Raw genomic sequence first — 26,272 nt, 5'->3', positions numbered from 1 at the left:
TCGAGCAAGCGTCTTATCAATGTGTATATGCAAGTAGCACGATACGAGGGTATATCTACTGCCCTTTTCATGTTCATCGATTAACTATACCATAGACATAACGCCATCCACGATAGTGACTCATCGCTACGCCAGGAGGGGAGCGTATGGAACAAGAAGAACAGGCACCACAACATCTAGAGAAGACACCTGACTATACTTCTGATCAGACCCGGGAAGACCGGCGATCACAGGCAGCTACACAGGTAGTGGCCGCCGATGCAGTTGGCGCTGAAGAGGTTCCAACTATTCCCATCGGTTCGTTACAGACGATTAATGCCCTACAGCCTGAAGTCTCTGTGCATTCGGTAGCATCGATGTTCCAGGTACAGAGTCCAACTCCGCTTGTTGTACAACCAGAAGAATATCGCCTGACTCTCGGCGAGCAATTTCAGATCTGGAGGGATGGCTTGCGACCTGCATATCTTCCTCTTGCCCTATTGCCAGTTGTGCTTGGAAGCGTTCTGGCCTGGGTTCCTACTGTCACAGCAAAGAGGCCATTGGGGCAATTTGCCTGGACTCCTTTTATTGGCGCCATTCTCGTAGCTCTCTTTTTACAGTTCGGAGCCAATCTCCTTAATGATTATTATGACTATCTTCGCGGTATCGATACAAGCAATCAATTTGCGCCTGGCGGCCTGATTCAGCAGCGCCTGATCAAACCTAAGCGCATCCTGACCTCTAGCTTACTCCTATTTGCTATTGGATCAGTACTGGGTATCTTCGTCGCCCTACGCGGAGGTGGCCTGGTCTTTCTCTTTGGTCTTCTTGCGATAGCCGCCGCATATTTCTATAGCGCAACTTCTCGCCCACTGGCGACGCTAGGCTTTGGACCAGTTATTGCATTTATAGTTTTCGGTCCACTGGCAACCCTCAGTAGCAACCTTATACAAAGCGCCGGCCATCTTACAAACAGTGCATTTCTCTATAGCCTCTTACCAGGACTGCTGGCTGCTGTTATCATTCATACCAATGATCTGCGCGATCTTGAAGAAGATGCCCAGGCAAAAAAACGTACTCCTGCTACGCTCCTGGGACTACAGGGAGGGCGCTGGCTTTTCTTGCTTCTGGTCTTAAGCGCTTATGTGCTAGTAGTGCTCCTGGGCTTTCCTAATAAGGCTCCTCATTGGATACTGTTAGCCTTATGGACGTTACCCACTTTAGTTGTGGCAATTACAGGTATCTTTCGAACTGATAATCCTGCTGGCTTTCACACCGTCATGCGGCAGATGCTCTCTCTAGAGACGGCTTTTATACTCTTGCTTGTAGCTGGACTTATCATTAATACACTTATACCTGTCTTACCACACATTCCTGAGCATCTTATTCCTGGCATTTAGCCTGTTGAAAACCTCTTTATAGCAAAGGACGATGTAGGTCAGATACAGGTTTTCTTGAACTCTACTTGAATCTATTGAAAGACGATAACCGTACTCTAAAGAGAAGAGGACCGAGATGTCAATGCTGACGCCTCGGTCCTCTTCTGCGCGTAAATAGCGATCCTACTTCACGGCAAGACCATGCAGCAAGATCTGCACAATAGCCTCGGCCCTGCCCACATCTGTAAAAAAGGCATTTCCTGTCAATGCAGCCGCAGCTTCCTGACCATTCGCAGAAACTTGCGCACCATATACTGGTGGGGATTGTACAAGAAAACGGGAGAGCATACTCATAAGTAAGTAGCTAGCAGAAATTGCATCCATTCCCCCCTGCTGTGGAGCTTTGAGCTGACCATCATGAAGTCCCTGCTCGAAGACAGAAGCGATCGGAGAAATAAGGCCCCGGTGAAAGAGCTCGTGTAGCATGAGGCGCGTCTGCGGCTCCAGTTCATGTTGGATATCATGCATCATGAGGGCATGGTCATACTGTGTACTTTTAAAGAGATAGCGCACAACTATCTGTAGACGTTCCTGAAGCGTCTCATTGCGCCGCACAATTCTCTCCAGAGCAGCCTGTGTCTGCGCAATGTTTTCTTTGAGGACCTCCACATAAAGATCTTGCTTATCTGCAAAATGATGATAGAGGGCTGGCTGGGTAAGTCCACAGGCGTCGGCGATCTGACGTGTAGAGACTGCACGATAGCCATATTCCATAAATAATTGCTCAGCCGTACGCAAAATTGTGATACGCGTCTGCTCAGTCTCCTCCCGCGTTGCTGCTTTCTTGTGTCCACGAGGCATAAGCCATCTCTCCATCGTGACCAATTTAGGAATGCTCGCACCACCAGATAGCTATTTGAAAATTCCTTATCACGTGATAAAAATATAAGAGAGAAGACTGCTGAATGTCAAGTATATTCATCTGCACACAGAACCTCATTTTGCAAAAAAATGTGACACTAAAGCTACGTTACGGCCGTGTTCTATATATTATCTGTCGATGATCTACCTCGCATCTTCTCTACACTCTTCATTCCAGGGCAGCAGTGCAAGAGATTTTGCAAGAGCAATGGAGGTTTTCCAGCCGGGAAGCACCATTCTGAGAGGAGAATACAAGATGAATCTGACCCAAAGTCCAGTTGTGATTGGAGTCTTCTCCACGCATGAACAAGCCAGGGCCGCAGTGGAACACTTGCGAAGAGCCGGCTTTAATGATGAAGATATTGGCTATCTCACAGGAGCGGCAGTGGCAAAACCAGATACTGAGGTTGAAGCAAATGCCGCAGAGGGGGCAGTGGAAGGTGGTGTCCTGGGAGGGCTCCTGGGAGCAGCTGTAGCCCTGCTTATTCCAGGTCTGGGACCGGCCTTAGCAGGAGGCATTGTAGCAGCAACATTGGGAGGCGTCACATTAGGCGCAACCGCCGGTGGGCTCATTGGAGCTTTAAATACTTATGGCGTCTCCGAAACTGATGCTCAGACGTATCAGAATGATCTCGCTCAAGGTCAAACGATTGTTACCGTCAAAATTTCCATGGGCTATGAAGAGGCAGAGCGCATACTACGAGAAAGTGGGGCTACGACAGTCAAGACGCATAGCGGTGTGATTAATGAAGTTCATCCACCACGCACCTCCCCTCCTCCCAACGATCTAGAACCGACCAGCGACACTATTACACCTCGAGAGTAGTCTGTACCAGTGTTTAAGCAATAGGTAGAACGTAAAGTGGGACAGAAACATTCTCAAAGCCCAGGGGCGAGTGATTCGAGGTGAATATCACTCGCCCAGCTTATGAGCGGCGATCTCAAGAACCGACCGTCATAATCCAGTAGCATGGCCACACAGCGGCGACCATGGGGTGAAAAGGTAAAAAGAGGACAAGATGGAGCTAGTAAAAATCTGGTCACAGGCTCATACACCTTTGCCTCCCCAGTTCACAGGGATCTCGTGATATTCACACTATAGCAGCCTCATGTTAAAGTATAATTATAGGAAAGTTAAACTTTACCAATCTAGCATATTGATTGTCAGCTTCCAGCCTCCCTAGATATTCCGAGCATTCCCAGTGTTTATCCTCATTCCTACGCAAAAGTCCTATTCACTGTCACACGTACAATAGCCATTTGGGTTATTTACAACGCTGAAACACTGTGTTACACTTCCGTTGAGGTTTCTAAGCGTGTTGGAGAGAGCCCTGACCAGCATACAACCAGTGTCTTCTGCACCAGTCACGTATCTTACGCCTAAGCGGTGGGGGCTTGGAGGTGGGTTTGAGAGTTCCCACACAAAAACGCTCCGCCTTCGGGCGCTCTGGTTTCCTCCCCATGCCTGAAGGCAGGGGTATCCACAAATGAAGAAGAGATGATCTTGAGATTCTGAACTCAGAGATCTCTGTTTACAGGCGTTTCACAAGGAGGTGCCCCATGGCTGGCTGGGAAGATGAATTAGCCGTGCTTCTGCGTGAGCTAGGTGTTAAACAAGAAGAACCACATGCTCCTCTTCAGCAGGCACGTAGACCACTCCGCAGTGATGTCAAACGGCGTGAACAGGCGGCTGATCCTTTCTCTGACGCACTCTCTCTGACAGATGATAACGAGTTTGAGGATGAGGATGCCTGGATAACTGATCTAGATCTAATGCGCCATGAGGTTGATACTATTGTAAGCCAGGTGATCTTGTTGATGCAGCGGGGGGATCTAGAGCCATCGCTGAAAGAAGATGTCATGGTCGTTTTACGCTCGCTGCGGCGTCGGGTTCCCACAAGTCAACCACTTACGAGTAACGATGAAGCTTATTTAGAATCTGCCTCTGCAATGCTTCACTTCTGCCGCATCGTTCTCCAATTAAGTGAGTCCACAACTGACGATTCATGGTGAAATAGACCATCATCTCTCTTTCGGCCCCACAGGTAAGCTCCTGGCACAATGTAGTTCCAGGTTGGATCCGGTTGTACCCTTTTTCTTCTCGATCGCCAACAACACGACAGTCTTTTAGACAGGTGGAATGCCACTCCACAATCATCGGAAGCCCCTTTTCCTCCACCTGATCGACTCTTTGCTCTGGCGAGGGGAAATGTTTTATAGCTAGATGCTGGTTCTTACGAGATAGATGATGATCCCTCGCCTGCCTCCTTAGCGCGCATCCCTATCAGATAACAGTCTCTTCCTTCGATACTGATCAGGAACCTGCCCTTCCTCAAACCCTTCATTGATTGCTCCCTTTCGCATCAGGTATTGTAAAAAAGCCAGCTGCTGTTCAGGGGTGGGTGCGGGAGCCTGGACTTCTTCACTACTTGCTTGCTGAGAGAGAGGAGAGACGGTGGTTTCATCCGTGAGAGAAGGAGTAACCGGAGAGGAAAGGCCGGAATGGTCATCATTAGCTGGCCGATGGGGTCCTGCGTGTTCAACGGCTACCGATGCCGTTCCAGGCTGAGGTAGAGGTCCATCCTCACCTGCTGCCCGCCAGCTAACCTCCTGGATTGTGCCTCTATTCACGTTATTGGTCGCCTGCGTGTACTCACTCTTTGAGGTACGCTTCCATGGCCACCACGCGAAGAGCCTGCCAAACCAACGTGTGATCGTTTGCGTGATCATGTCGTTTCTCACCCTCGTTGTTGTAGGGATGACTAGCACTATATGGCTTCTAGTTCATGTCGCGCTACAAAATAAACGCCCAACAGCACAAAGAGGAATATATAGAAACATAGTAGCATATCAAAAGGGCATCGTCAAACGCGCTTGCGGTTACTTGCAATTTTTCATTATGCGTGCCATAATCAAGGCTGTTGGGCCTTGAAATGCGGCCTTTAGGTTTTATCGATCTATGTCTTGTAGCAGAGCATGTTTAGTGATTGGTTCTCCTTTACACGCTTTTCGTCCTCTGCATACGTATCTCCGTACGTATTTTGATGAAAGAAAGACAGGTGTCGGCCATGCAGGAAGACGTTCTTGGAACCCGACGAACTGCCGTCTCGGATCCCTACGTTCTCTGTGCACGTTGTGGCAAAGCCACACGCTTGCGATATGCTCGCATTATTCAAAATGATGTACTCTCAGAAAGTAAATCTGAGTATGAGTATCTCTGCCCAGAGTGTCAAAATGCTCTTGCAAATGGCGAGAAGGATCTTCCTCTCGGGTAATAGATAGACATCCTGCGAGCTGATCTATGGCAAAAGGCAACTGGCATGATAGGATCAAACGCATGCTTGCTACCTTTTGCCTTTTTCTATACAACTCTAGAGCCTTGATTAAGATTGGGATCTGGTGGCCCCTTTATGTCAACGTCCTTCCCTCTTCAGACGTACAGTAAAGGATAGACGAATTGGGATAAACAAGGGGTCACTATCGCATCAGGTCAGCTTCTGACCATTGCAGAGGTAATAAGCTATGCGTATGCGCTATCGGTATGTCGCTTATCGTTCTAGCGATGGAGCCCAGAAACATCTGGAACAACATTATCGCCAGTTGCTCAATGATGCCCTGCGCCAGAATCAACAGGCATTTCTTCATCGCTCTACCGCCTGGCAGCCAATGGCAGATATTCTTGAGTCACCAGATCTGCTTCGGGTGAAGATTGAGCTGGCGGGAATGAAAGACGATGAGATCGATGTTACTCTTTACGAAGATGCCCTGGTGATTAGTGGCGAACGAAGAGATGTTCAGAATGTTCATGAGGGCTTGAATTACCATGAAGCGCAGATTCGCTACGGACCATTTCGCGTTGAGGTCTTTATTTCAACTCCCATTATGAGGGATGCCATTACTGCTACCTATGAAAATGGCATGCTTTCTGTAGATCTACCAAAATTATCTGCACAGAAGGCTCATTCCGTACACATCCATGTACCGCAAACCAAAGAGTAACACTATTCGCGATATGTAGAGAAGATTTTATGGAGAAAAAACATTTGCCCTTAGAGACGGAACACGAAGAGCTACACTCTAACGAGAAGGAGCAATCTTCAGAACAACAGAAGCCGTCGACACCTGCGTCAACTCCAGTTGACGATTCACATACTCAGGAAGATACAACTCCTCCCGCTCATGATTCTGATGCGGTGACCGAAGAAGCGGTCAAAACCGAACAGACGGAGCCTGAGGAGGTGGCTAAGATAGAGTCTGAAAAGTTTGTGGATGAGATTACTGAGGAGATCGCTAAGGAGAGCGAGAGAGCCCGTTCGGATGAGGATGAGCATCTCAATATTCCTGAAGTGCTGCCCATCTTGCCCCTGAAGGATTCTGTCATCTATCCATTTTCGGTTCAGCCTTTTGCCGTTGGACAGGAGCGCTATATCCACTTGATCGATGATGTTATGCGTAGCAATCGACTTGTGGTGCTGGTCGCGCAGAAATCACCGGATATCGATTACGCTGGACCCGATGATATCTTCCGCGTCGGTACGGTCTCCCGCGTCGGACGCATGTTCCGCATGCCCGATGGGACGGTTCAGATCGCTGTTCAGGGTCTGGAGCGCGTCAGTATCGATGAGATTACTCAGGAGAAACCTTACCTGGCCGCTCGCATCTCGGCAAAGCCTGATACGCAGGAGCTCGATAATGAGACTGAAGCGATTAAGCGGAATGTGATTAGCTACTTCCAACGCCTGGTGACGCTCGCCCAGAATGTGCCCGAAGGCGTGGCTGCTGCTACCCTGAACCTTGAAGAGCCCCGTCAAGTTGTCTATGTAATCGCTACTTTTGTGCAGATGGAGATGGAGCTCCGCCAGAAGCTGCTGGAGCTCGATTCCGTTCGCGAGAAGCTCACTCAGCTTAGTTCATTTTTGGCCCACGAGCTGGAGATTCTTGAGCTGGGTAAGAAGATCCAAAACAGTGCTCAGGAAGAGATGGGCAAGATGCAGCGGGAATATCTGCTGCGCGAACAACTTAAGGCTATTCAGCGAGAGTTGGGTGAAGAGAGCGAGGAGCAGGCCACTGTTAATGATCTGCGCCGGAAGATTGAAGAGGCAAAGCTCCCAGATGAGGCTCTTAAAGAGGCGAATCGTGAGCTCTCTCGCTTAGAGAAGCTGCCCACTGTCTCGCCCGAATATAGTATCATTCGAACGTATGTTGAACTGCTGGCCTCTCTTCCCTGGCATAAGAGCACTGGCGAGCAGATCGATGTGCCTCATGCTCGCGAGGTCCTGGATCAGGATCACTACGATCTGGAGAAGATTAAAGAGCGCATTCTAGAATACCTGGCCGTCCGTCGCTTAAAACAGGATCGTCTGGCGGAAGAGATGCTACGAAGCCGTGAGAGCATCAGTGTTGAAGAGGGCGTTGAGGTAGAACAGATTATACCAACGCAGCCACTACAATCTCAAGAGGCTGGTCGCCCAATCAATCGCGAACCCATTCTCTGTTTTGTTGGCCCTCCAGGGGTAGGTAAAACTTCGCTGGGTCAGTCAATTGCTCGTGCCCTTGGTCGCAAATTTGCACGTCTGTCGCTGGGTGGCATTCGCGATGAGGCAGAGGTACGTGGGCATCGCCGTACCTATATTGGTGCCATGCCTGGCCGCATCATTCAGACCTTACGCCGCGTCGAGACCAACGATCCTGTGATTATGCTGGATGAGGTGGATAAAGTTGGCGCTGATTGGCGGGGCGATCCCTCTTCAGCACTACTTGAGGTGCTTGATCCAGAGCAGAACTACAATTTCCGCGACAATTACCTGGATCTGCCTTTTGATCTTTCAAAGGTTATGTTTATTGCGACAGCCAATGCGTTGGAGCCCATTCCAGCTCCTCTGCGCGATCGCATGGAAATTCTTGAGCTCTCGGGCTATACTGAAGAACAGAAGCTGCATATCTCTCGCAACTATCTGCTCCCCAAACAGCTAGAGTCCAATGGTCTCAAAGAGGGTGAATTGACTCTTGACGATGATGTGCTGCGCCGCGTCGCCCGTGATTATACGCGCGAGGCTGGCGTCCGTAATCTTGAGCGTCAGATCGGCTCTCTCTGCCGCAAAGTTGCACGTCAGATCTCAGAAGGACGCGAGACTCCTATTCATGTCACTGCCGAACAGGTTCCAGATTATCTGGGACGACAGCGCTTCTTTGAAGAGGCTGCCGAACGCATCGATCGCCCTGGGATCGCCACTGGTATGGTCTGGACCCCTGTTGGCGGCGAGATCATCTTTATTGAAGCCGCTACCATGCCCAGCAAAGAGGAACGCCTGATCCTGACCGGCCAGCTTGGCGATGTCATGAAGGAGTCTGCAATGGCTGGATTGAGCTATGTACGCTCGAATTCAGCGGCACTGGGTCTTCCAAAGAATGTCTTTGAAGGTCAGAATGTCCATATCCATGTCCCCGCAGGAGCTATCCCTAAAGATGGTCCTTCCGCTGGCGTCACGATGGTGACGGTCCTGGTCTCATTGGCCAGTGGACGCAAGGTCCGTTCCGATGTTGCGATGACCGGTGAGATTACTCTGCGTGGTAAGGTTATGCCTATCGGAGGCATTAAAGAGAAAACCCTGGCAGCCTATCGTTCAGGCATTCGCACAGTCATTATGCCCGAAAAGAACAGGTTAGATCTCATGGAAGATCTCCCCAAAGAGCTTCGTGAGCAGATGAACTTTGTCTTTGCCAGCGATGTCCGACAGGTGCTTGAGGCCGCTCTAGAACCTGCATCAGATAAATTTGAGAAGTCCGACAAAGCTGAAAGCAACGGCGACGAACGCCCACGCAAACGCAAAGGCGAGAAAGCTGCCGCCAAAGCCTGATGTAATCTGAGTTCTGCCAAATCACCTGGTTCTCTTGAACTTGTTTCAAGGGGGCCAGGTGAGGTGATTTTACATTTACATGCCCGCCCATTGTTTGTTCATAGTGCAGATGCTATTGAGACCAGGATGGAACATAGGCTAAGACCACTGCATCTTATCCTTCAGGCTAAAGTGGCGAGGATTGCCAATGATCAGGTGATCCAGAAGCTCAATATCCAACAATTTGCCCGCAGCAACCAATTGACGCGTAACTTCAATGTCCTCGGCAGATGGTGTGGGATCGCCACTTGGATGGTTATGGCAGATAATTACATGGGGACAGTTCCGCACAATGGCAGGCCGAAAGATCTCGGCAATCCTCAACACCGAGCTATTCACCGTCCCTTTATAGCGCTTGATACTCTCAACGACCTGATTCTTCGTGTCAAGTAAAATGATATGCATCTCTTCGTGCTCTAGATACATCAATTCCATTTTCACAAGACGAGCCGCATCGTCAGCAGAACGTATCTGATAGCGTTTCTCCGCCTGGAGCATGCTAAGTCGTTTACCAATCTCTAATGCGGCTTTTAGCTGTGCTGTTTTTGCCGCTCCAAGACCATACTCGTTACCTAATTCGTGAAAATCGGCGCAGACCAGGCCTGGCAGGCCGCCATATTTTGTTAACAACAGGCTGGCCAGTTCAATGGCATTATTCCGTGTCGTACCAGTGCGTAAAATGATGGCCAGAAGTTCAGACAGGTTAAGCGCCTCGGCACCATGCTTCTGTAGCCGCTCACGGGGTCGCTCATCACTCGGCAGATCCATGACGGTGGCATGATAGGGTTCAACCGGGACCAGACTCAGAGTAGGGGGCTCGCTATGAAGCAGAGGATCAAACATTTATAGCTCCCTTATCACTAAACACAAACATCAACTTATCTCCATATGCTTATTCGCAGCTCCTATTTTTTAGAGTACATTGAAATTGATCAGAATACAATAGGCAAAATAGGAAACAAGCTGCTATAAACCTATAACAATAAGGAAATAAAAAAAGGACAGAAAAGGCGAAGGAATCTCACTATTTCCACCTTTTCTGCCCTTCTTTTATCTTGAATCAACTGCCACGTAGATAGACTACATTTCTAGCTCCTTCAAACACAATATGAAAATCCTCAGGAAGTTGAAAGCGGCGCATGACCTGATTCTCGTAGGAACCATGATCTGAGACAATCCAGACGCGTGGATGCTGGGCCAGGACTGCATCCAGATCATGTTGATTCAAGAGGGCAATCGCGGCTGTTGAGGTGTTAATGATGTGTCCATTACGCTCCAGGAGAAAGAGAGCCCGATCGATTGAGAAGTAGTAGTCGGATTCGTGCGCGTAATAGTACATTTCAATATCGGGGCTGATTGAAATAATGATGTCGCCGGGACGCTCATGTTGAAGAATATAGCTCCCCGCTGCATCATAATCCGAAAAGTGACGATAATAAGGAAGGTTCAAGACCCTGCTCAGACCCAGACTATAGTTACTTATGGGCAACATCGGAGCTAATAGGATCACCACACATGTCAGAGCAGCCGTTGCCAGCGCCCCCAGACGAAATGGCTGCATTAAACGCTGACGCTTACGCTCCTCTGGCGCGGCATCTACAGTCAGAGCAATCCTTGTTCGTACAAATTTCCAGACACTCTTCAATGCTTTGATGACAATAAATGCCCCCAGCAGAAAATAGATGGGCAGCAGCGGATAGAAGTAGCGATCAGCTTCCATAGTAAACACACAGGCCATCATAAAGATACCCAGAACAAGAAACAGGGCACAATATTTTAAGCGACTATTTTTACTGCGAATAGACCAGAGACAGCTCAGCAAAGCCAACCAGGAGTCAAGCGTCAACCAGGTAGCATTCGGCTTTGGAAAGAAGAGAAGCGTAATATAGAAAGGAATCCCATCTTCATTGAGCTGAATATTAGGGCGCATACTCTGGTCTGTCCCCAGGACAGGGGGATGGCTAAACTTTACAACCAGCAGTTGCGCCCCAATCACAGCAATCCCTATGAAGGCCGCAAACCACCAGTGTTTATTATAAAAGACCGCCGGCAACAACCGTCCACGCTGCATGGAATGCATAAAGACCCCTAATACCAGTCCAGGGAGAATGATAAAGGTCTCCTCATGACTGAAGTAGGTGATCAACAACCAGACGATCGCCAGATAAGGCCAGCGTCTACTATGGGGACAACGAGCGGCACGATAAAAAATGTAGAACGCAATCAAAACACAAAGCTGAGCCTGCTCATACATTCGGAGCTGCGAGCCCCACACAAGTGTGAATGGTGAAAAAGTCAGCATTGCCGCCGCCAGCCAACCAACACGTCTGCCAAAAAAGTAGCTTCCAATAGCATAGAGCACTGGAATACTTAGAATAAACTCTACAGCACTCAATGAACGTGGGACAAAAGTGCCTTGATCCCCAAAGATGAGCATTACCAGACCCAACATATAGTGGAATAGCTCTGCCTTGGCATAGATAAAACCAGATGGCATCATCGGAATACCATGAGCAATACTATTTTTCGCCACATAATAACTCACCAGCTCATCCTGCCAGAGTGGCTCATAAGAGAGGGTAGAGAAGACCAGAGGAATTGCATACAATATCAAAGGTAGTACAGACCAGTGAAGCTTGAACCATGACCAGAGACGTTGCTGCCAGGTCGGTTTGACTACAGGAGTCTGACTCTTCATGGAGAGAAATTGATCGACAAAAGGGAACGGGCTCATAAAACCGCCAGTTCGATTCACTGGAAACCTGAACAACAGTTGCCATCCTCGTTTCCTGGTCAGATAAGCATGCAGCCACAGGCCAAGATAACTCAGCAGCAGAATGGCAAGCAGTACACACAACCAGATCCAGTTGTAGGGAAAAGGATCGGCAATCCCAGGCTCACGGGCCAGTGCAATGAGCACAGCCTCACAGGCAAGAGCCGGCAAAAACGCTATGCTCATCAGAGCCAGGGAATTCTGCCACGACCCGTAATAGCGCCGTCCCAACAGCCAGGCAGAGAGGAACCAGCATCCAAACACAAAAGCCAGGCAACCTGCTACAACCTGAAGTACCAGAAAGATTGGAGGCGATTGTGTATTGGCCAGGGAGGTACTGCGCTGGACAATCGCATTGCTATCAAGCAGATAAAAGCTCTGGTAATTTACGGGACGAGCAATAAGTATAGCTGCGCCCCAGGTTGCATCCCCATACTCCCAACCATCGACATGATCAACTGCGGCATACCAGTCCTGCAAAAACGAATCCCAACTGGTATTTCCGGCAGCATCCGCCAGAAGCACATCCATTGACATGGAGGCACTGGTACGACCCAGCAGACCGGTCACATCAGGAGCCGAAACGTAGACAGCAATAACGTTGTTTCCAGTATGAAGATAGGAGCCAATATCATACATACCAACCATGTAGCTTTTACTGTACTTTACATCGTTCTGCAACGCACTTAAAGACCCATTAATGTTTTTCTTTGAAGCAGGGGCCTGCCCTGTCCAATTGATCACCCGATACCCGTTGACAAAGATGTTGGAGGGCCCAGCCGCAGCAAAACGAATCCAGTAGTGGGTAATTGGGGCAGGTATTGCCACATGATGCACAAAATACCCCTGGTGACTAACTCCTGCACTCAACCATTGGGTTGATAGAGGCTTCTCATAAAGTTGGGGATCAACAGTCAGGCCAGAGAGCCCTGGCTGAGTAGTCGTTGGCAGTGCCAGAGGCCAGGCGCTGGCATCAAACTGATCCGAACTCCACGGAATCCCATTGGCCTCATTGCGTGGATAGACCAGTTCACTTGTCACCGTCCCACGCCAACTTGCATTAGTACCATAATCGCTGCTCATAATTCCTGCAACGAGATGAAGATTTGCGCGGACAAGAGGGGCCCGCTGATCAAGATTTGCCACGCGAATGACAATCACATTGTCTTGATGGGCTCCTTTGAGAGCATAAGAGATATCGTAAATGTAAGGGCGTAGCGTATCTCCTTGTAAAAAGTCGGCTTCATTCGAACCCACAAACGTGTTATTAACAAAGATACGAAAAGTCTGGTTAGCAGCAATTGTCAACGATGCTGCATCCGGCACAAAGGCAAACGCACGCTGATAGCGGAAATAGGCGACCGGAGCACTACCGTCTGAAGCCTGAATCCATTGAGCATCTGACCAGCGAGGCGAAAAACTGCTCGACTGAGGAATCAAAAATGTCTGATAAGCAAACCAGCTGCTCCCAATACAAGCCAACAGGAGACAGCACCACATAGTCCAATGAGTTGCCACATGTTGTCGTCCAAACCATGGACGCTGTGCAACCATCACAGGTGGGGCCTGCTCCGCCTCAACCTTAACAATATCATTTAAAGCCATAAGGATAACCCTTCTCACCGGGCAGTAACCAGGTAGGTTACAGATAAGATAAAGATCTTAATAGCAGACTCTACTAGCTGGCGTTAGTGCAGCCCCGAAAGCTCTTCACGAGCAGTATTGTTATAATAATTTGGATCAAGCATAATGGCCTTTAACAAAAAGGTGCGGCTATCCACATAATCCCCCTGACCCGCCTCACTCAATCCTATGTAGGTATAAGCTGAAGATTGTAGATCACGATTAGAGATAGCTTGCGCAACAAACACCATCTGTTGCGTACAATCCACATACGCATGTAGCTCGTAATCTATGCGGCCAATAACATAATGTCCATAAACATTGGCAGGGTCAATCTGTAATAGAAGTTGGAGAGCAGGTAAGGCCCTGCTATCCTCTTGTGAGGAAGTAAATTCAGGATCAGAGACATTCCCCAATGGACGTTTAGATTCAGCCTGCCGAGCCAGAATTTGATCAATCTCATTGACTACCCAGGATACATTCTTATGAGCCGTCCAGACACCAAATAACCGCTGATAAGCAGTCTCATAATTGCCATGTTGATATTCTGAATAGGCCAGATACGCTATACTCTCATCGCTTACATCGTCGTGATGCAAAAAATAGCGGATCTGCCCCCGCTGGACATGATAATATGTAAGCTGATCAATATCAGGATTCAGGCGTAATGCCTTATCCCACCACCAGGATGCCTGCTCATAATTCCCAGCATTAAGATAGTTGCTTGCAGCCGCTTCACAGATATCTGCAACCGGAACGCGTCCCAGGAGACACAGGAAAGGGAGCACAATGGCCAGCCAGATCAATCGCTTCCCCCATCTTTCGCGCGTCGTCTCAGCCGCTATTATTCTTTGAGAAGACGGAACAAGAGCTCTCTGGCGATAACTCCAGGTGATTCCTGCCGCCAATAAAGGGATCAGCGCTCCAAACGAGGCTTGATTGGCTAATAACGAGAAACGGCCAGAAATGGTTGAGATATCCATCGTAAAGGGACTGATCGGCAGACGCTGGGAGAGCAGGCCATAGCCAAGATGCTGTTGAATCAGCAACGTCTGAGCTTTATGCTGTGCGATCATATTGATCCCTTGCACATCAATGTAGAGATATTGCAAGAGAAAGAGCAGAAACGGGATGCAACAAAAAAAACCAGCCCAGCCATAGCGCTCTTTCAGCAATAGCTCAGCCAATGAGCGCCATGAGCTCTTCTGCAACAAACGCAACAGCGGCCTTCTTGCAAAGCAAACAAGTAGTGAGTAGAGAGCAGTACAGAGACAGAGCACGCCATAATTCAAGAAACGCGAATGCAAGTACCATCCCACATAGATGGGCAACGTCCAACCAGTATAGACCGTCCCAAAGGGATCTTTTAACCAGGGCATAAAGGCAGCACTGATGCTAATCAGCGCTGCCATACCAGGAGCAAGATAGCGTAGCGGCAAGCCACTACGGTACAACCAGCGCAGCGAGAGTAAAGTAAACATAGGGTGTATTCTTCTTTCGTCCTCTCTACTTCTTTGGTCGTTCAGTGGAGATGACATTCACATCCTGGCCATCTTTCAACGTATCTAATCCAGTCAACACAACCAGATCACCATCAGAGAGACCTCCACTGACAATGACTTTATCGCCTGCATACCCACCCACCTGAATATGATGCAAAGTCGCCTTACCATTTCGGACCACAAACACAGTCGAGCCATGATCAGGATTTAGCACAGCCAGGCGTGGTACAACCACGGTATGCAATGGCTCCTGTACGCTGGCAAACACATTCATATTAGCCAGCAAAGTATTTTTATCATTATTGACATTGATCCAGACCTCAAACGTATCAGAATTGGCCGAGGCCTGGGGAATAACCGTACTTACCGAGCCTTGAAACGTCTGATCTGGCAACGCAGAAGGAGTAACAGTAGCTGTCTGGCCAACATACACTTGACCCAGATTCAGAAGGGGAATCTGTATATGAGCCACAAGCGTTGAATCGACAGCCAGCGTCATCATCGTTGAATTCGCAGCAGCAACCTCACCAGGCTGAACAGAGACAGAGACCACATGCCCTTTCAAAGGAGAGATCAACGTCCCATTATTAAGTGTTGGAGATTTTGCCTCAGCCACCAGCGTGTTATAGCGAGCCACAGCATCTTCATATTCGCGCTGGGCCTCGGGGGCCTGAACTGTTCCAGCAACCTTATTAAGCTTACTCTGCGACGAAGCAACCTCGTCCGCAGCCTGTTTAACCTGAGCATTTAATTGCGTCATATCGAGCTGAATAAGGGCTTGATTAGGAGAGACATCATCGCCAGGCTTCACATTAACAGCCACTACACGCTCAACCAGAGGATAAGAGATATCTAACGTTTGAACAGCATATAATTGCCCGTTTCCACCAATCGAACGTGTAACATTCTGCATATTTGCCTGATAGAGGGTGACACTAACAGGACCCTTCTTAAGCTGGCTCCAGGCAACTGCGCTTCCCAGGATGAGAACCACAAGCACTACTGCAATAATAACAAGGCGTCGGTTCCCTTTTTCACCGGTAACCCTGGGGATGAGTGGCGCATTACCAATAGCTTCTGCGGTCTGTAGATTAGGCGACGAAGAGGGTATTGCCTGCATAAGGAGCGTCTGGGCATCCACCAGCTTCTGCCGGGTATCTTTATCGTTTGAGTCATGAGTACTCATAAAATCGCTCCTGATATATACGATTGCCGCACTCCGCCATGCCCAACCAATCAGGAAACCATGGTAATTTGCGGCAATCAACCGATGAGCGTCTAACGCATCTATGACGTTACATTCTGTACAAGTTTCTTCTGACTTCCCATGAGTAGATAAACCCACCCACCCAGGGCACCAAAGAAAAGTTGCTGGACATCCATCACAAAAGCCAGCAGGAGGGTGGTAGCAGCCGGTACATGGACCGTCGAAAAAATGAACACCAACGCACTTTCACGTAGACCAAAACCATTGACAGAGACGGGCAAGAAGGCAATTAACGACACCAGAGGAATAGCAACCAGGTAGAAGTAGAAAGGCACCTCCATATGTAAAGCAAGCCCATAGGTAAAGTAGTTTAAGCAGGCAACGATATGGAACAGCACCCCAAATAAGGTTGCTTTCAACATCGGCTGAGGTTTGCGGGCGCTTACTAAGAGAGTGGTTCCAATATCCATCGCCTTACCAAAGATGCCACTTTTGACCAGTTTCTCGCGCACCACGCGAGGCAGAAGCGTCGAGAAACGGCTCTGTACCCACTTAGCCTGAGCAAACCGAGCAAAGAGCAGAGCAAAAATGAATGTACCAATCACCATGCTCAGAACCGTCACACTTAATCCCAGCAGGAGAAAAACAACCTGTTGACTAAAATGTGTATGCCAGAGCAGAAGAGCCGGATAGGCCACCACTAACATCCCAAAGAAGCCGGTAATACGCGCCATTACCGCTGCACTGGCCGAACCAGGCGTATTATTCGCCTCTCGCCCCACATAATAGACCTTGATCACGTCTCCACCCATACTGGAGGGCAGGAAGTGGCTAAAAGCAATTCCCACCATGTACAAATTGATCAATTTTGTGAGATCCATTGGAATACGCTCAGCCGTCAATAAGCACTGCCATTGATAAGCACTTACCACCAGGGTATAAACACCTATCACCAATCCTGCCAATGCAATTGAACTCTGTAAATGGGTGATGGCCGTAATTAATGTAGAGAAGGACAACGATTTAAACAGGAAAGCGAATAGAAGAACCGTCACCCCCAGGCGTAAGAGTAGCCCCAGCGTCTTGTTTTTCTTCTTCTTCGGCACAACAGCTGGCAATTTATAGGTAACGACCTCGGCAAGTTGGTGTTCTTGCCGAGGAGCAATTAACTCAGGATTTTGAATAGTCATGCTTACTCGTCCAATGATGCAAGGCTTTTCAGGCGATGCTACGTTGTTTGTATCCGTACAAAGCTACGATTGATTCAAACTCGTTGGCTAAACCTTCACGCAAAGAGAAGCGTGGCTGATATCCCATCAATTGGGAGGCACATCCAATATCAGCAAAGGTATCTCGCACATCGCCGTGCTGCTTCTGTTCATAGGAGACATGAGCAGTCAGGCCACTCACCTCCTGGAGCAGATCAATCACATGGCGCACTGTGACGCGTGAACCACCAGCGATATTCATCACTGCACCAGGGGTTGCCGTGGTGGCAGACCGTACGTTGGCTTCGACCACATCAGCAATATAGGTAAAGTCACGCGTCTGCTGACCATCATCAAAGACGCGAATAGGAGTATCTTCAGCCAGGGACTTACAGAATTTGTGGAAGGCCATATCGGGTCTCTGGCGTGGCCCATAGACGGTAAAATACCGTAACGAGACCGTTGGAACTCCAAAATTTTGGTAGTAGAGCGAACATAGATGTTCTGCCGCTAGCTTTGTTACTCCATAGGGAGAGACAGGATGGGTCGCCGTCGCTTCTGTTACCGGAAGAATAGGGGTATCACCATAGACTGAAGAGGATGAAGCATATACAAAGCGTTTGACACGATTCCCCGTTTGAAGCACTGCATCTAAAAGCCGCTGTGTCGAAAGGACATTACAGTCCACATAGAGACCAAATTCATCGCCCCAACTGGCCCGCACCCCGGCTTGAGCGGCTTGATGGAAGATCCAATCAACTCCTTCAACCAGAGAGGTTAGAGAGAGAGTCAGCAGATTTCCCTCAATCAAAGTAAAACGATCCCAGGAACGCGGACCTTCAAGATTGCGCTCCTTCATGTAGCGAGGATAGTAGTCAATAAACCCATCCACTCCACATACCTCATGTCCGTCAGCAAGCAGGCGCTCTGCCAGGTGAGACCCCACAAACCCTGCTACTCCAGTCACCAGACAACGCATTTTTGCGTCCTCCCTTGATTACTCCAGCCTCTACTTTGTGAGAGGTTGAAACTCGCTATACGCTTTACGATTCTTCTCTAAGAAAGCTGGCCAACTATACTGCTCTTCAGCAACTTGCCGGGCTCGAGAGCCCAATTTTTTCATCAATGTGGGATTGCGCAACAACGTCAAAGCCCCCTCTGTCAGCCCCTCCGCCGTGGGTTGCACCAGCAGAGCCACATCAGGTGTCAGAATCTGCGTGTTAGAAAGAATCGATGTCGCGAGAATCGGTACCCCTGAACGCAGATAGGTATATAATTTAAGGGGCGTATGCGTCCCTTTATTGCGAGGGCTTAAGAGAATGGTTGCCATGGCCTGGAAATGCGGCATCTCTTCCAATGGGCGCTGGCCAACAATCCGCACCCGATCCATAATCCCCAACTTCTGGGCCTGTTGCTTGAGATCTTCAACCTGCTCAGGTTTTCCACCCACAATGACATAGCGTGCATCAGGAAACTCTGCTGTCACTGGCCCGACACTCTGCAAAAGAATATCTAATCCTTGATAATTTTCTAACGTGCCGGTATAGAGCAGAACAGGTCCCGAGCCCAGCTGAAGCTGATGACGTAAACGAACGGCATCAGCCTCTGTTCCTGCGGGCAAACCTTCATCCAGGGGCGGAGGCAGGATCATGTAGACCTTCTGTTCTGGCGCAATCTGCTTTGCTGTCTCCTCAAGCCCTGGATAGAAGGTCACCACCGAGTCAGAGCGGCGCAACATCAACTTCTGCGCAAAATCAGCTCCACGCAAGGCCAGTTTATTCTTCACAAAACCTGAACCTGCAATCAGCTCTGGCAGATCGCAATGCATATAATAAAGGTGCTTACAGCGGAAGATCTTAGAAAGGGCAATCCCCATCATTGCCGCTTCCTCATGAGTGTGAAGATAGCGATATTTCTTAAAGAGTAATCGTCCAAAGGCTGTCAGAAAGAGAAAACCATCCAGTATGACCTTTTCGCGCGAAGGACCAGCCTTTACAGTCTGAATAAAAGGGAGCTTAGGTGCGCGGAAGATGCGCAGCCCTGGTAGATCAATATCTTTTCCAACATGATAGGTGACCAGATCAACCTCGTAGCCCAACGTAATCAAAGCCTTAATATGCTGATAGACACAAAAAGGAGCACCACGAGGCTCAAAAAAAGGCTGTGGTGAAATCATTAAAATACGCATAATTTCCTGACTCTCTTATTATTCGTAATTTACATCCTGGAGCACAACCGCCCATTCCAACACACAGAAAAATGGTGATAACCATGAGAAAGGAAAAAGATGTAGCAATGTTAGCCAGAGGCCTCAGCCCCTGGCCCTTTATAGGCAAACGTTCTAACGCAGAATCGGCTTGGCACCATGACGCTCTTCCAATACCGGCTGCTCATAGGAGACAACATCCCTCACCACATAAATTGGCTTGCCTTGCGACTCATGATAGGTACGCATCAACAGCTCGGCCAATAAACCAACCATTAAACATTGCATGCCAAATCCTGTAAATAGAATCGAAAGAGGGAGCAATGGATTGCGGTGAATACGCACATGAGGTGGCAATACTTTTCGTCCTAATGAGAAGATACCCAGAGCAGTCCCTATCGCCACCGAGAACAGACCAGGTATACCAAAGGCATAAGATGGCTTGGTCGCATACTTACTCAAAAATTTTACGGTAATAAGATCTAACACAACACGAAATGTGCGCGAAATGCCGTATTTGGATTTACCAAACTGCCTAGCGTGGTGGTTAACTTCCATTTCGGTAATCGCAGCCCCGGCAATGGCGGCATATGCAGGAAGGAAGCGATGCATCTCGCCATATAAGCGAATATGCTGAAATACCGTCCGTCGATAGGCCTTTAAGCTGCATCCATAATCGTGCAGATGCACACCAGTCACTTTAGAAATAAGCCGGTTCGCAAGCATCGACGGCAATTTACGGCTCAATTGTGCATCCTGCCGATTTTTTCGCCAACCGCTTACAACATCATAGCCTTCTTCTAACTTAGCCAGTAAGCGTGGAATATCTATTGGATCATTCTGGAGATCTCCATCCATAAACACCAGAATCTCGCCTGTACTGTTCGCAACACCAGCAGCAATACCAGCAGTCTGCCCAAAGTTTCGGCGCAACTGAACTACCTTTACATGACGATCTTTCTCGGCAATCTGGCGGAGCTGGATAAAGGTTGTATCTTTACTTCCGTCATCAACATAAATAACTTCGTAAGAAAAATCTTGTTTCATTAGCACACGACTAATGTTTTCGTGCAGCTTGGGAACACTTTCCTCTTCATTATATACAGGAACAATAACTGAGAGATATTTCGACCCTTCCATCTGCATCTCCAATTGTGGATACCCCTGCATTCATACAGGGGGGCAAACCATTGCTGCCCAAAGGCAGAGCGTTTTTGTACGGGAACGCTCAAACCACATTGCGTAGGCAGGTAGTACTTGCCTCAATAAAGGAAACAACCTGCCTATCCGCTAAACAGTACACCCATCTGGTCTTCATGTGTGGATACCCCACCCTTCAGGCATGGAGCGGAAACACACGCTGCCCGAAGGCAAAGCATTTTTGCATGGGAATGCTCAAACCCCTGACCGGGTCTGGTCAAGTCCAGGCTTGAAGAAGACGAGCAAATGCCACCGCATCTTCAAGCCTCGCCATTAAGGCGTGGGGTACTTGACTGTTGGCGATTCATCGTATTTTTGTGAGTGGATAAAAACACCGCTGCTCTGCGTGAGGCATACACATTGGTACTTCTCTTCATCGTCCGTACCAAGCGTACAGCATGATTTGTCTCTACATTTAGGGATTTTACATGTAAAATTCCCATGTGTCAAGCACTGAATCTTCAATAGCCAAATATTCTATACATTCTACTTTGGTTTTATTGAATACTATGTACGATGATATGATCTTGTATATCTATACACAGATTTTTTAGCCTAAAAGCTTGCTTTAGTCTTGTGTATCTTTATTATAGATTTATACATGCCAAGTGGATTTCCTGCCCGATTTGTACTCTATTCGGCCCGAATTCGATCTGATGCAGGGGGGCAGGGGCGGGATGGAGGAAAGAAGGGAGGGATGAGGATAAGTAAAAGGTGTACGCGACAAAGTTCTTCTGGTTTGTCGCGTACACCCTTCAGGATCAGGCGCTAAGGCCCAATACAGCGGTGAGACGCAGAACTTCAGAGCCCAGGGAGAGATTGCTGGTTGTCAGGGCTTCTTTGGCCGCATGACGGAGTAAAAGCAAGGCTTCTGGCGTATTAAGATCGTTATTCATTGAGGCTTTGAAGCGATTTCGTAGCATCTGATCCTCTCCTTGCAAGGTATCACCAATCAAGGTACGTACTTGCTTGAAGAGGTCAGCCGTCTCAGCCGCAATCTTCAGATCCTCTGGAAAACATTCCCATGGATAACGATAATGATGACTCTGAAGCACAATACGAATCGCATCAGAGCTATACTCTTTGAGCAGGTTGCGCACCAGGGTCAGGTTTCCCAACGATTTGCTCATCTTTTCGCCTTCCTGATAGACCATTCCGGTATGCATCCAGACACGACTGAAGGGCGTAAGACCTGTAGCATGCTCGGATTGCGCGATCTCACAGGTGTGATGTGGGAATGCGAGGTCAGCACCACCACCATGAATGTCAATTTGCTGACCCAGAAAGTGCATAGACATGCTGCTACATTCAATATGCCAACCTGGACGGCCCGGACCCCAGGGGCTCTCCCATGCTGGCTCTCCTGGAGCCTGCGCTTGCCACAGAACAAAGTCTAGCGGATCTTTTTTGCGCTTGTCTTCAGGGTAGTTACCACGATCATTGGCAATGGTAAGCATTGCATTGTAATCTTTAAGACCAATAGCACGCGCAAGTGATCCAAATTCAGCATCTTGTGTGACCGAGTAAAAGACACAGCCCTCATTTACATAAGCATGACCTACGTTAAGTAACTTCTCGATCAGCTCAATAATATAAGGGATCTCTTCGGTTGCTCGTGCATAGACTGTTGGGCGGCGCACATTCAGTGAATCCATATCATTAAGAAAACGCTCAATCTCACGACGACCCAGCTCATCCCAGGTCAGTCCCATCTGAGGCGCTTTACGCAAAATGTCATCATCAATATCAGTGACATTCTGAACGTAATTGATTCCATAACCAATATGCTCGAGATAACGCATCAATGTATCAAATGAAACATAGGTGAAAGCATGACCCAGGTGGGTCGTATCGTAAGGCGTCACACCACAAACATAAATACGGACCGTGTTTTCAATTGGAACAAATTCTTCGAGGGATTGAGTAAGGGTATTAAACAGCTTCATGTATTTCTCCTAGACCGAACAAACGAACGGCGTTTGCAGTAGTGACTCGGGCGATCTCTTCTAATGTCATGCCACGTAGTTCGGCCAGCTTAGCAGCAGTATGTCTGACGAAAAGGGGCTCGTTCCGTCTTGCTTTCTCAGGTTTGGGAACAAGATAAGGGCTGTCAGTCTCAACCAGCACCCGCTCCAGGGGAACCATGCGAGCCACGTCGGGCAAAGCATTTCCTTGCTTTGTCAATGGACCAGCAAATGAGAGCAGAAAACCAGGAAAACTAAGACATTCCTCCGCCTGGGCAACATCGCCCGAAAAACAATGAAAGACGCCGCGTAAGTCTTGCCCATAGGCACGTAATAACTCTACTACGTCTTCGTGCGCTTCCCGTACATGTATAATGCATGGCCGATTATATTCGCGCGCTAGTCGTAGGTGAGCACAGAAAACTTCCCGTTGTACATCTCGTGGCGAGAGCATACGAAAATAATCCAGTCCAAACTCACCAACCGCAACGACTTCAGGCTCCTGAAGCATCTGTCGTAGATGAGCCTCAACTTCTGGTGTATAGGTAGTAGATTCGTGAGGATGCACTCCTACACCGGCAAAGATACGACCTGGATAGGCTTTAGCCAGCAATAAGGCAGCTTGACTCGAAGGCAGATCACAACCAGGATCGATCATACGGGTAACTCCGCCAGCAAATGCTGCTGCAATTACCTCTGCACGATCAGCATCAAAACGGGATGTATCTATATGCGTATGACTATCAATAAGCACAAAAACGATCCTTTCCAGGTGTAAAAAGCATAAGAAAAGGAGAGTCAAAGTGGCTGATTGCCCGCTGCTCTCCCCATATCACGGATCATACCTATTTACTAATAGTATAGCACTTTCTAATTTACACGGCTATCTTGTTGAGTCTTCAATGACACAATTCGTTCAGACACCATCGCTCTCTTGATCAGTCTGATAAAGAGTGTCCAGGTCCTCTTGCGTTATTTTTGTATCGTGGAGAACGCGTCTGGAACGACGTTCACGCTGTGCGGAGGCTGATATGGCATCTAAATCTTCAGGCGTAAAAGGATTGATCAATCCAATTAACACACGGATGATGCCCGCTATGATGGTGATAATTCCCAGGCCAATCAGTATACCCTCTGGTGAGTAGGCTCCTGTTTGAAGGGTGAGCCCGATGAGAATCAAAATCAGGCCGAAAAAAATGATTAGCAGGCCGCTCCAGGTAAACCGATTCCACTTGTTCCACTCAGCTCGCTGCAAAATCGCAGCTTTATGCGAGAGATCACTCTGAGGTTCCGCCATATATGCCCTCCTCTTGCGCAATGAGACGATGATGGTCCATTCATCGATAGATACACATCATTAATACGTCAGGTGACACCACGGTCGGTATAATCTGCTCCAGGGGCTTCTTTAATGACACATGGCAAAAGAACTACATGAGGATTCTACATGATGAATAAAATCGTCAAGATCAAAGGGTTTCTCCAGCAGAGCGATGCCTCGCTTCTCAGCCTCTTCATCATGCATTCCCGCACTCACGAGCAATACATCAATCTCTACCAACGCTCCCTCTGCAAGTAACTGATCATAAAGATCCAGGCCATTTATATCGGATAGGATATAATCCAACACAATCAAGCAAGGCTTATGCATCTTTAACACCTGCCGAGCTTCTGCTCCACTTGCAACAAGCAAGGGACGATAAGAGGTCTCTTGAGTAATTGCGATACTCATCACCTCTCCAATTGCTTCATCGTCTTCCACAATCAAGACAATCTTTTGCTCTTGACCATTCATAACATCACCTGTTCCTATCCCCACAGAATGAGCTCATGTCAGACAGATCGATACTGTAGACTTACACGGGATGCGATTTCCTGTTCATCCACATTTTTTTAAGCTTTCTTATCATTTTCTAAGGATAGTCTAACATTCTTTCAAAGAGAGATGCAAGTAGAAGCGAAAAAGTGGGAGCACTCACTCATTTTTGCCTGCAATGTACGACGAGGTCACTTTTATCCGGGATCTTAGAAAGAATGCTCTACCTTGACAGGTGGCTGCTTGCTGAGATACGCTATAATACTCAAGTATATAGATTGATAATTACAAGGTGAGTCAGTCGAAAGGATACGAGTATGAGTGAAATTGCACGACTTCGAAAACAGATCGAATTAGAATGTGAGGCAATGAAGCGAGCAATGAACGGGTACGCGATTGTTGCGTCTCACGATGTGATCAATCACCGTTACAACGAGCTTGGTCGCTGCCAGGAGGAACTTGAAAAGCATGTGGGAAGTGCTGAGGCCGCCCAGATTACCGTAGATACGTATATTAAGCATGTTGGCTGATCAGTAGTTGCATAAATAGCACATAACCTGTAGATCGAGAATATTTTTTTACTATAGAAATCTGGCGGTTTCTTTCTATACTAACAGGATGGCTATTCATTACTGTATTTTGCACGAGATTGCTCTCAAAGGGGAGAGCAGCTCACTGTCTCCTTTAAAACAGTGTCTTTTCAAGTAGCGCCTTCTTTCTGCGTCTCCTCCTGTCGGTCTTTCTTCCAGATTCGATCTTGATGGCAGATTCGCTTTCATTCGCCTCGTATAACTTCACAATGGTGTGTATGTACTGAATGACATACACACCATTAGTATGACCTTATACAGTTATACTATGCAAAATCGTGGGTCTGGCCCGGCGTTAGAGCAATCACTTCGACCTCACCTACATTGAACGCTTGCAAATCTTCGCGCAGGCCCTGGGGGGTGCCAATGAATAATGGGAAAGTCGCATAATGCATAGGGATGACACGTTTGACACCCAGGAGCTTCGTTGCCAGAGCTGCACCTCTTGTTCCCATGGTGTAATGATCCCCAATGGGTAACAGGGCAATATCAGGTGCATAAAGCTCGCGGATCAAGGCCATATCACCAAAGACATCGGTATCACCGGCAAAATAGAGGGTGGGTCCATTCTCTATACGCAGCACAAAGCCCACTGGCTCACCTGTGTAGATCACCTGCTCACCAACAGTAACGGCTGATGAATGATGCGCTTGCGTCAGGCTAATGGTAACGTCTTTAAATGTAAATGAGCCACCAATGTTCATATCTATGAGCTTTTCGTTCGCAATTCCCTGCGTGCCGAGCCAGTGTATCAGTTCAGCTATCGCAACAACTGTGGGGTTATGTTTCTTTGCCACAGCCGCTGCATCAGTAACATGATCAGCATGTCCATGCGTGATTAGCAACAGGTCAACCTGCTCTAGCTGCTCAACTTGTATCGGACTAGAAGGGTTACCCGTTAACCAGGGATCGAGCAGAATAGATGTTCCTTGTGGAGTTGTGATCTGGAACGTTGCATGTCCCAGCCATGTAATCTTGATACCACTCATAAATGTCCTCCATGTCTGC

21 protein-coding genes are annotated in these 26,272 nt (G+C 48.2%); 6 read left to right on the top strand and 15 right to left on the bottom strand.

The features are described from left to right. Positions 1-146: 146 nt before the first annotated feature. Positions 147-1,379 (top strand): 1,4-dihydroxy-2-naphthoate octaprenyltransferase, encoded by a 1,233-nt coding sequence (menA, locus tag EL628_RS03930; RefSeq protein WP_126578482.1) that lies wholly within the window; start codon positions 147-149, stop codon positions 1,377-1,379. Between the two features lie 162 nt (positions 1,380-1,541). On the opposite strand, the gene EL628_RS03925 is transcribed toward menA, so the two are convergent. Then, entirely contained in the window at positions 1,542-2,219 is a 678-nt protein-coding gene (locus EL628_RS03925; RefSeq protein WP_161975260.1) for a TetR/AcrR family transcriptional regulator, read from the bottom strand. A 316-nt stretch (positions 2,220-2,535) separates the two neighbouring features. Between EL628_RS03925 and EL628_RS03920 the strand changes: the two genes are divergently transcribed. Continuing rightward, positions 2,536-3,105, top strand: coding sequence for a general stress protein (locus EL628_RS03920; RefSeq protein ID WP_161975259.1), 570 nt, complete (start codon positions 2,536-2,538; stop codon positions 3,103-3,105). A 734-nt stretch (positions 3,106-3,839) separates the two neighbouring features. Further along, on the top strand, positions 3,840-4,292 hold the full coding sequence (locus EL628_RS03915) for a hypothetical protein (protein WP_126578479.1): 453 nt from the start codon (positions 3,840-3,842) through the stop codon (positions 4,290-4,292). A gap of 255 nt (positions 4,293-4,547) precedes the next feature. On the opposite strand, the gene EL628_RS03910 is transcribed toward EL628_RS03915, so the two are convergent. Then, entirely contained in the window at positions 4,548-5,009 is a 462-nt protein-coding gene (locus EL628_RS03910; RefSeq protein WP_126578478.1) for a hypothetical protein, read from the bottom strand. Between the two features lie 792 nt (positions 5,010-5,801). Here EL628_RS03910 and EL628_RS03905 point away from each other — a divergent pair. Then, the gene (locus EL628_RS03905; protein ID WP_126578477.1) at positions 5,802-6,278 is read left to right on the top strand and encodes an Hsp20/alpha crystallin family protein; all 477 of its coding nucleotides are present in this window, start codon (positions 5,802-5,804) and stop codon (positions 6,276-6,278) included. A 29-nt stretch (positions 6,279-6,307) separates the two neighbouring features. After that, on the top strand, positions 6,308-9,136 hold the full coding sequence (gene lon, locus EL628_RS03900) for an endopeptidase La (RefSeq protein ID WP_245993979.1): 2,829 nt from the start codon (positions 6,308-6,310) through the stop codon (positions 9,134-9,136). A 138-nt stretch (positions 9,137-9,274) separates the two neighbouring features. Here the strand turns inward: lon and radC are convergent, their stop codons facing one another. From radC to EL628_RS03840, 12 genes are all read right to left on the bottom strand, one after another. Then, the gene (radC, locus tag EL628_RS03895) at positions 9,275-9,943 is read right to left on the bottom strand and encodes a RadC family protein (RefSeq protein WP_161975644.1); all 669 of its coding nucleotides are present in this window, start codon (positions 9,941-9,943) and stop codon (positions 9,275-9,277) included. 292 nt (positions 9,944-10,235) lie between these two features. Further along, complete coding sequence (locus tag EL628_RS03890) at positions 10,236-13,553, bottom strand: glycosyltransferase family 39 protein (protein ID WP_126578475.1); 3,318 nt, start codon at positions 13,551-13,553, stop codon at positions 10,236-10,238. A gap of 83 nt (positions 13,554-13,636) precedes the next feature. Then, complete coding sequence (locus tag EL628_RS03885; RefSeq protein ID WP_126578474.1) at positions 13,637-15,052, bottom strand: hypothetical protein; 1,416 nt, start codon at positions 15,050-15,052, stop codon at positions 13,637-13,639. Between the two features lie 25 nt (positions 15,053-15,077). Beyond that, positions 15,078-16,259, bottom strand: coding sequence for an efflux RND transporter periplasmic adaptor subunit (locus EL628_RS03880; protein ID WP_126578473.1), 1,182 nt, complete (start codon positions 16,257-16,259; stop codon positions 15,078-15,080). Between the two features lie 101 nt (positions 16,260-16,360). Continuing rightward, on the bottom strand, positions 16,361-17,470 hold the full coding sequence (locus EL628_RS03875) for a lysylphosphatidylglycerol synthase transmembrane domain-containing protein (protein ID WP_126578472.1): 1,110 nt from the start codon (positions 17,468-17,470) through the stop codon (positions 16,361-16,363). 28 nt (positions 17,471-17,498) lie between these two features. Next, complete coding sequence (locus EL628_RS03870) at positions 17,499-18,467, bottom strand: NAD-dependent epimerase/dehydratase family protein (RefSeq protein WP_126578471.1); 969 nt, start codon at positions 18,465-18,467, stop codon at positions 17,499-17,501. 30 nt (positions 18,468-18,497) lie between these two features. Next, positions 18,498-19,676, bottom strand: a complete 1,179-nt coding sequence (locus EL628_RS03865) for a glycosyltransferase (protein ID WP_126578470.1) — start codon at positions 19,674-19,676, stop codon at positions 18,498-18,500. Between the two features lie 153 nt (positions 19,677-19,829). Next, entirely contained in the window at positions 19,830-20,834 is a 1,005-nt protein-coding gene (locus EL628_RS03860; RefSeq protein ID WP_161975258.1) for a glycosyltransferase family 2 protein, read from the bottom strand. Between the two features lie 821 nt (positions 20,835-21,655). Then, positions 21,656-22,840, bottom strand: coding sequence for a cysteine--tRNA ligase (gene cysS / locus EL628_RS03855; protein WP_126578469.1), 1,185 nt, complete (start codon positions 22,838-22,840; stop codon positions 21,656-21,658). Then, positions 22,827-23,612, bottom strand: coding sequence for a TatD family hydrolase (locus EL628_RS03850; protein WP_126578468.1), 786 nt, complete (start codon positions 23,610-23,612; stop codon positions 22,827-22,829). Before EL628_RS03850 ends, cysS begins: the two co-directional genes overlap by 14 nt. Positions 23,613-23,774: 162 nt before the next feature. Beyond that, positions 23,775-24,155, bottom strand: coding sequence for a hypothetical protein (locus tag EL628_RS03845; protein ID WP_126578467.1), 381 nt, complete (start codon positions 24,153-24,155; stop codon positions 23,775-23,777). A 111-nt stretch (positions 24,156-24,266) separates the two neighbouring features. Next, positions 24,267-24,653 (bottom strand): response regulator, encoded by a 387-nt coding sequence (locus EL628_RS03840; protein ID WP_126578466.1) that lies wholly within the window; start codon positions 24,651-24,653, stop codon positions 24,267-24,269. Positions 24,654-24,991: 338 nt separating this feature from the next. On the opposite strand from EL628_RS03840, the gene EL628_RS03835 reads away from it, so the two are divergent. Further along, complete coding sequence (locus EL628_RS03835; RefSeq protein ID WP_126578465.1) at positions 24,992-25,204, top strand: hypothetical protein; 213 nt, start codon at positions 24,992-24,994, stop codon at positions 25,202-25,204. 326 nt (positions 25,205-25,530) lie between these two features. Here the strand turns inward: EL628_RS03835 and EL628_RS03830 are convergent, their stop codons facing one another. After that, positions 25,531-26,253, bottom strand: a complete 723-nt coding sequence (locus tag EL628_RS03830; protein WP_126578464.1) for a metal-dependent hydrolase — start codon at positions 26,251-26,253, stop codon at positions 25,531-25,533. Between the last annotated feature and the right edge of the window lie 19 nt (positions 26,254-26,272).

The organism is Tengunoibacter tsumagoiensis, assembly GCF_003967535.1.
GTDB classification, from domain to species: Bacteria; Chloroflexota; Ktedonobacteria; order Ktedonobacterales; family Ktedonobacteraceae; genus Tengunoibacter; species Tengunoibacter tsumagoiensis.
Note: the sequence above shows the minus strand (reverse complement) of the source record. Positions and strands in the feature narration are given on the sequence as shown.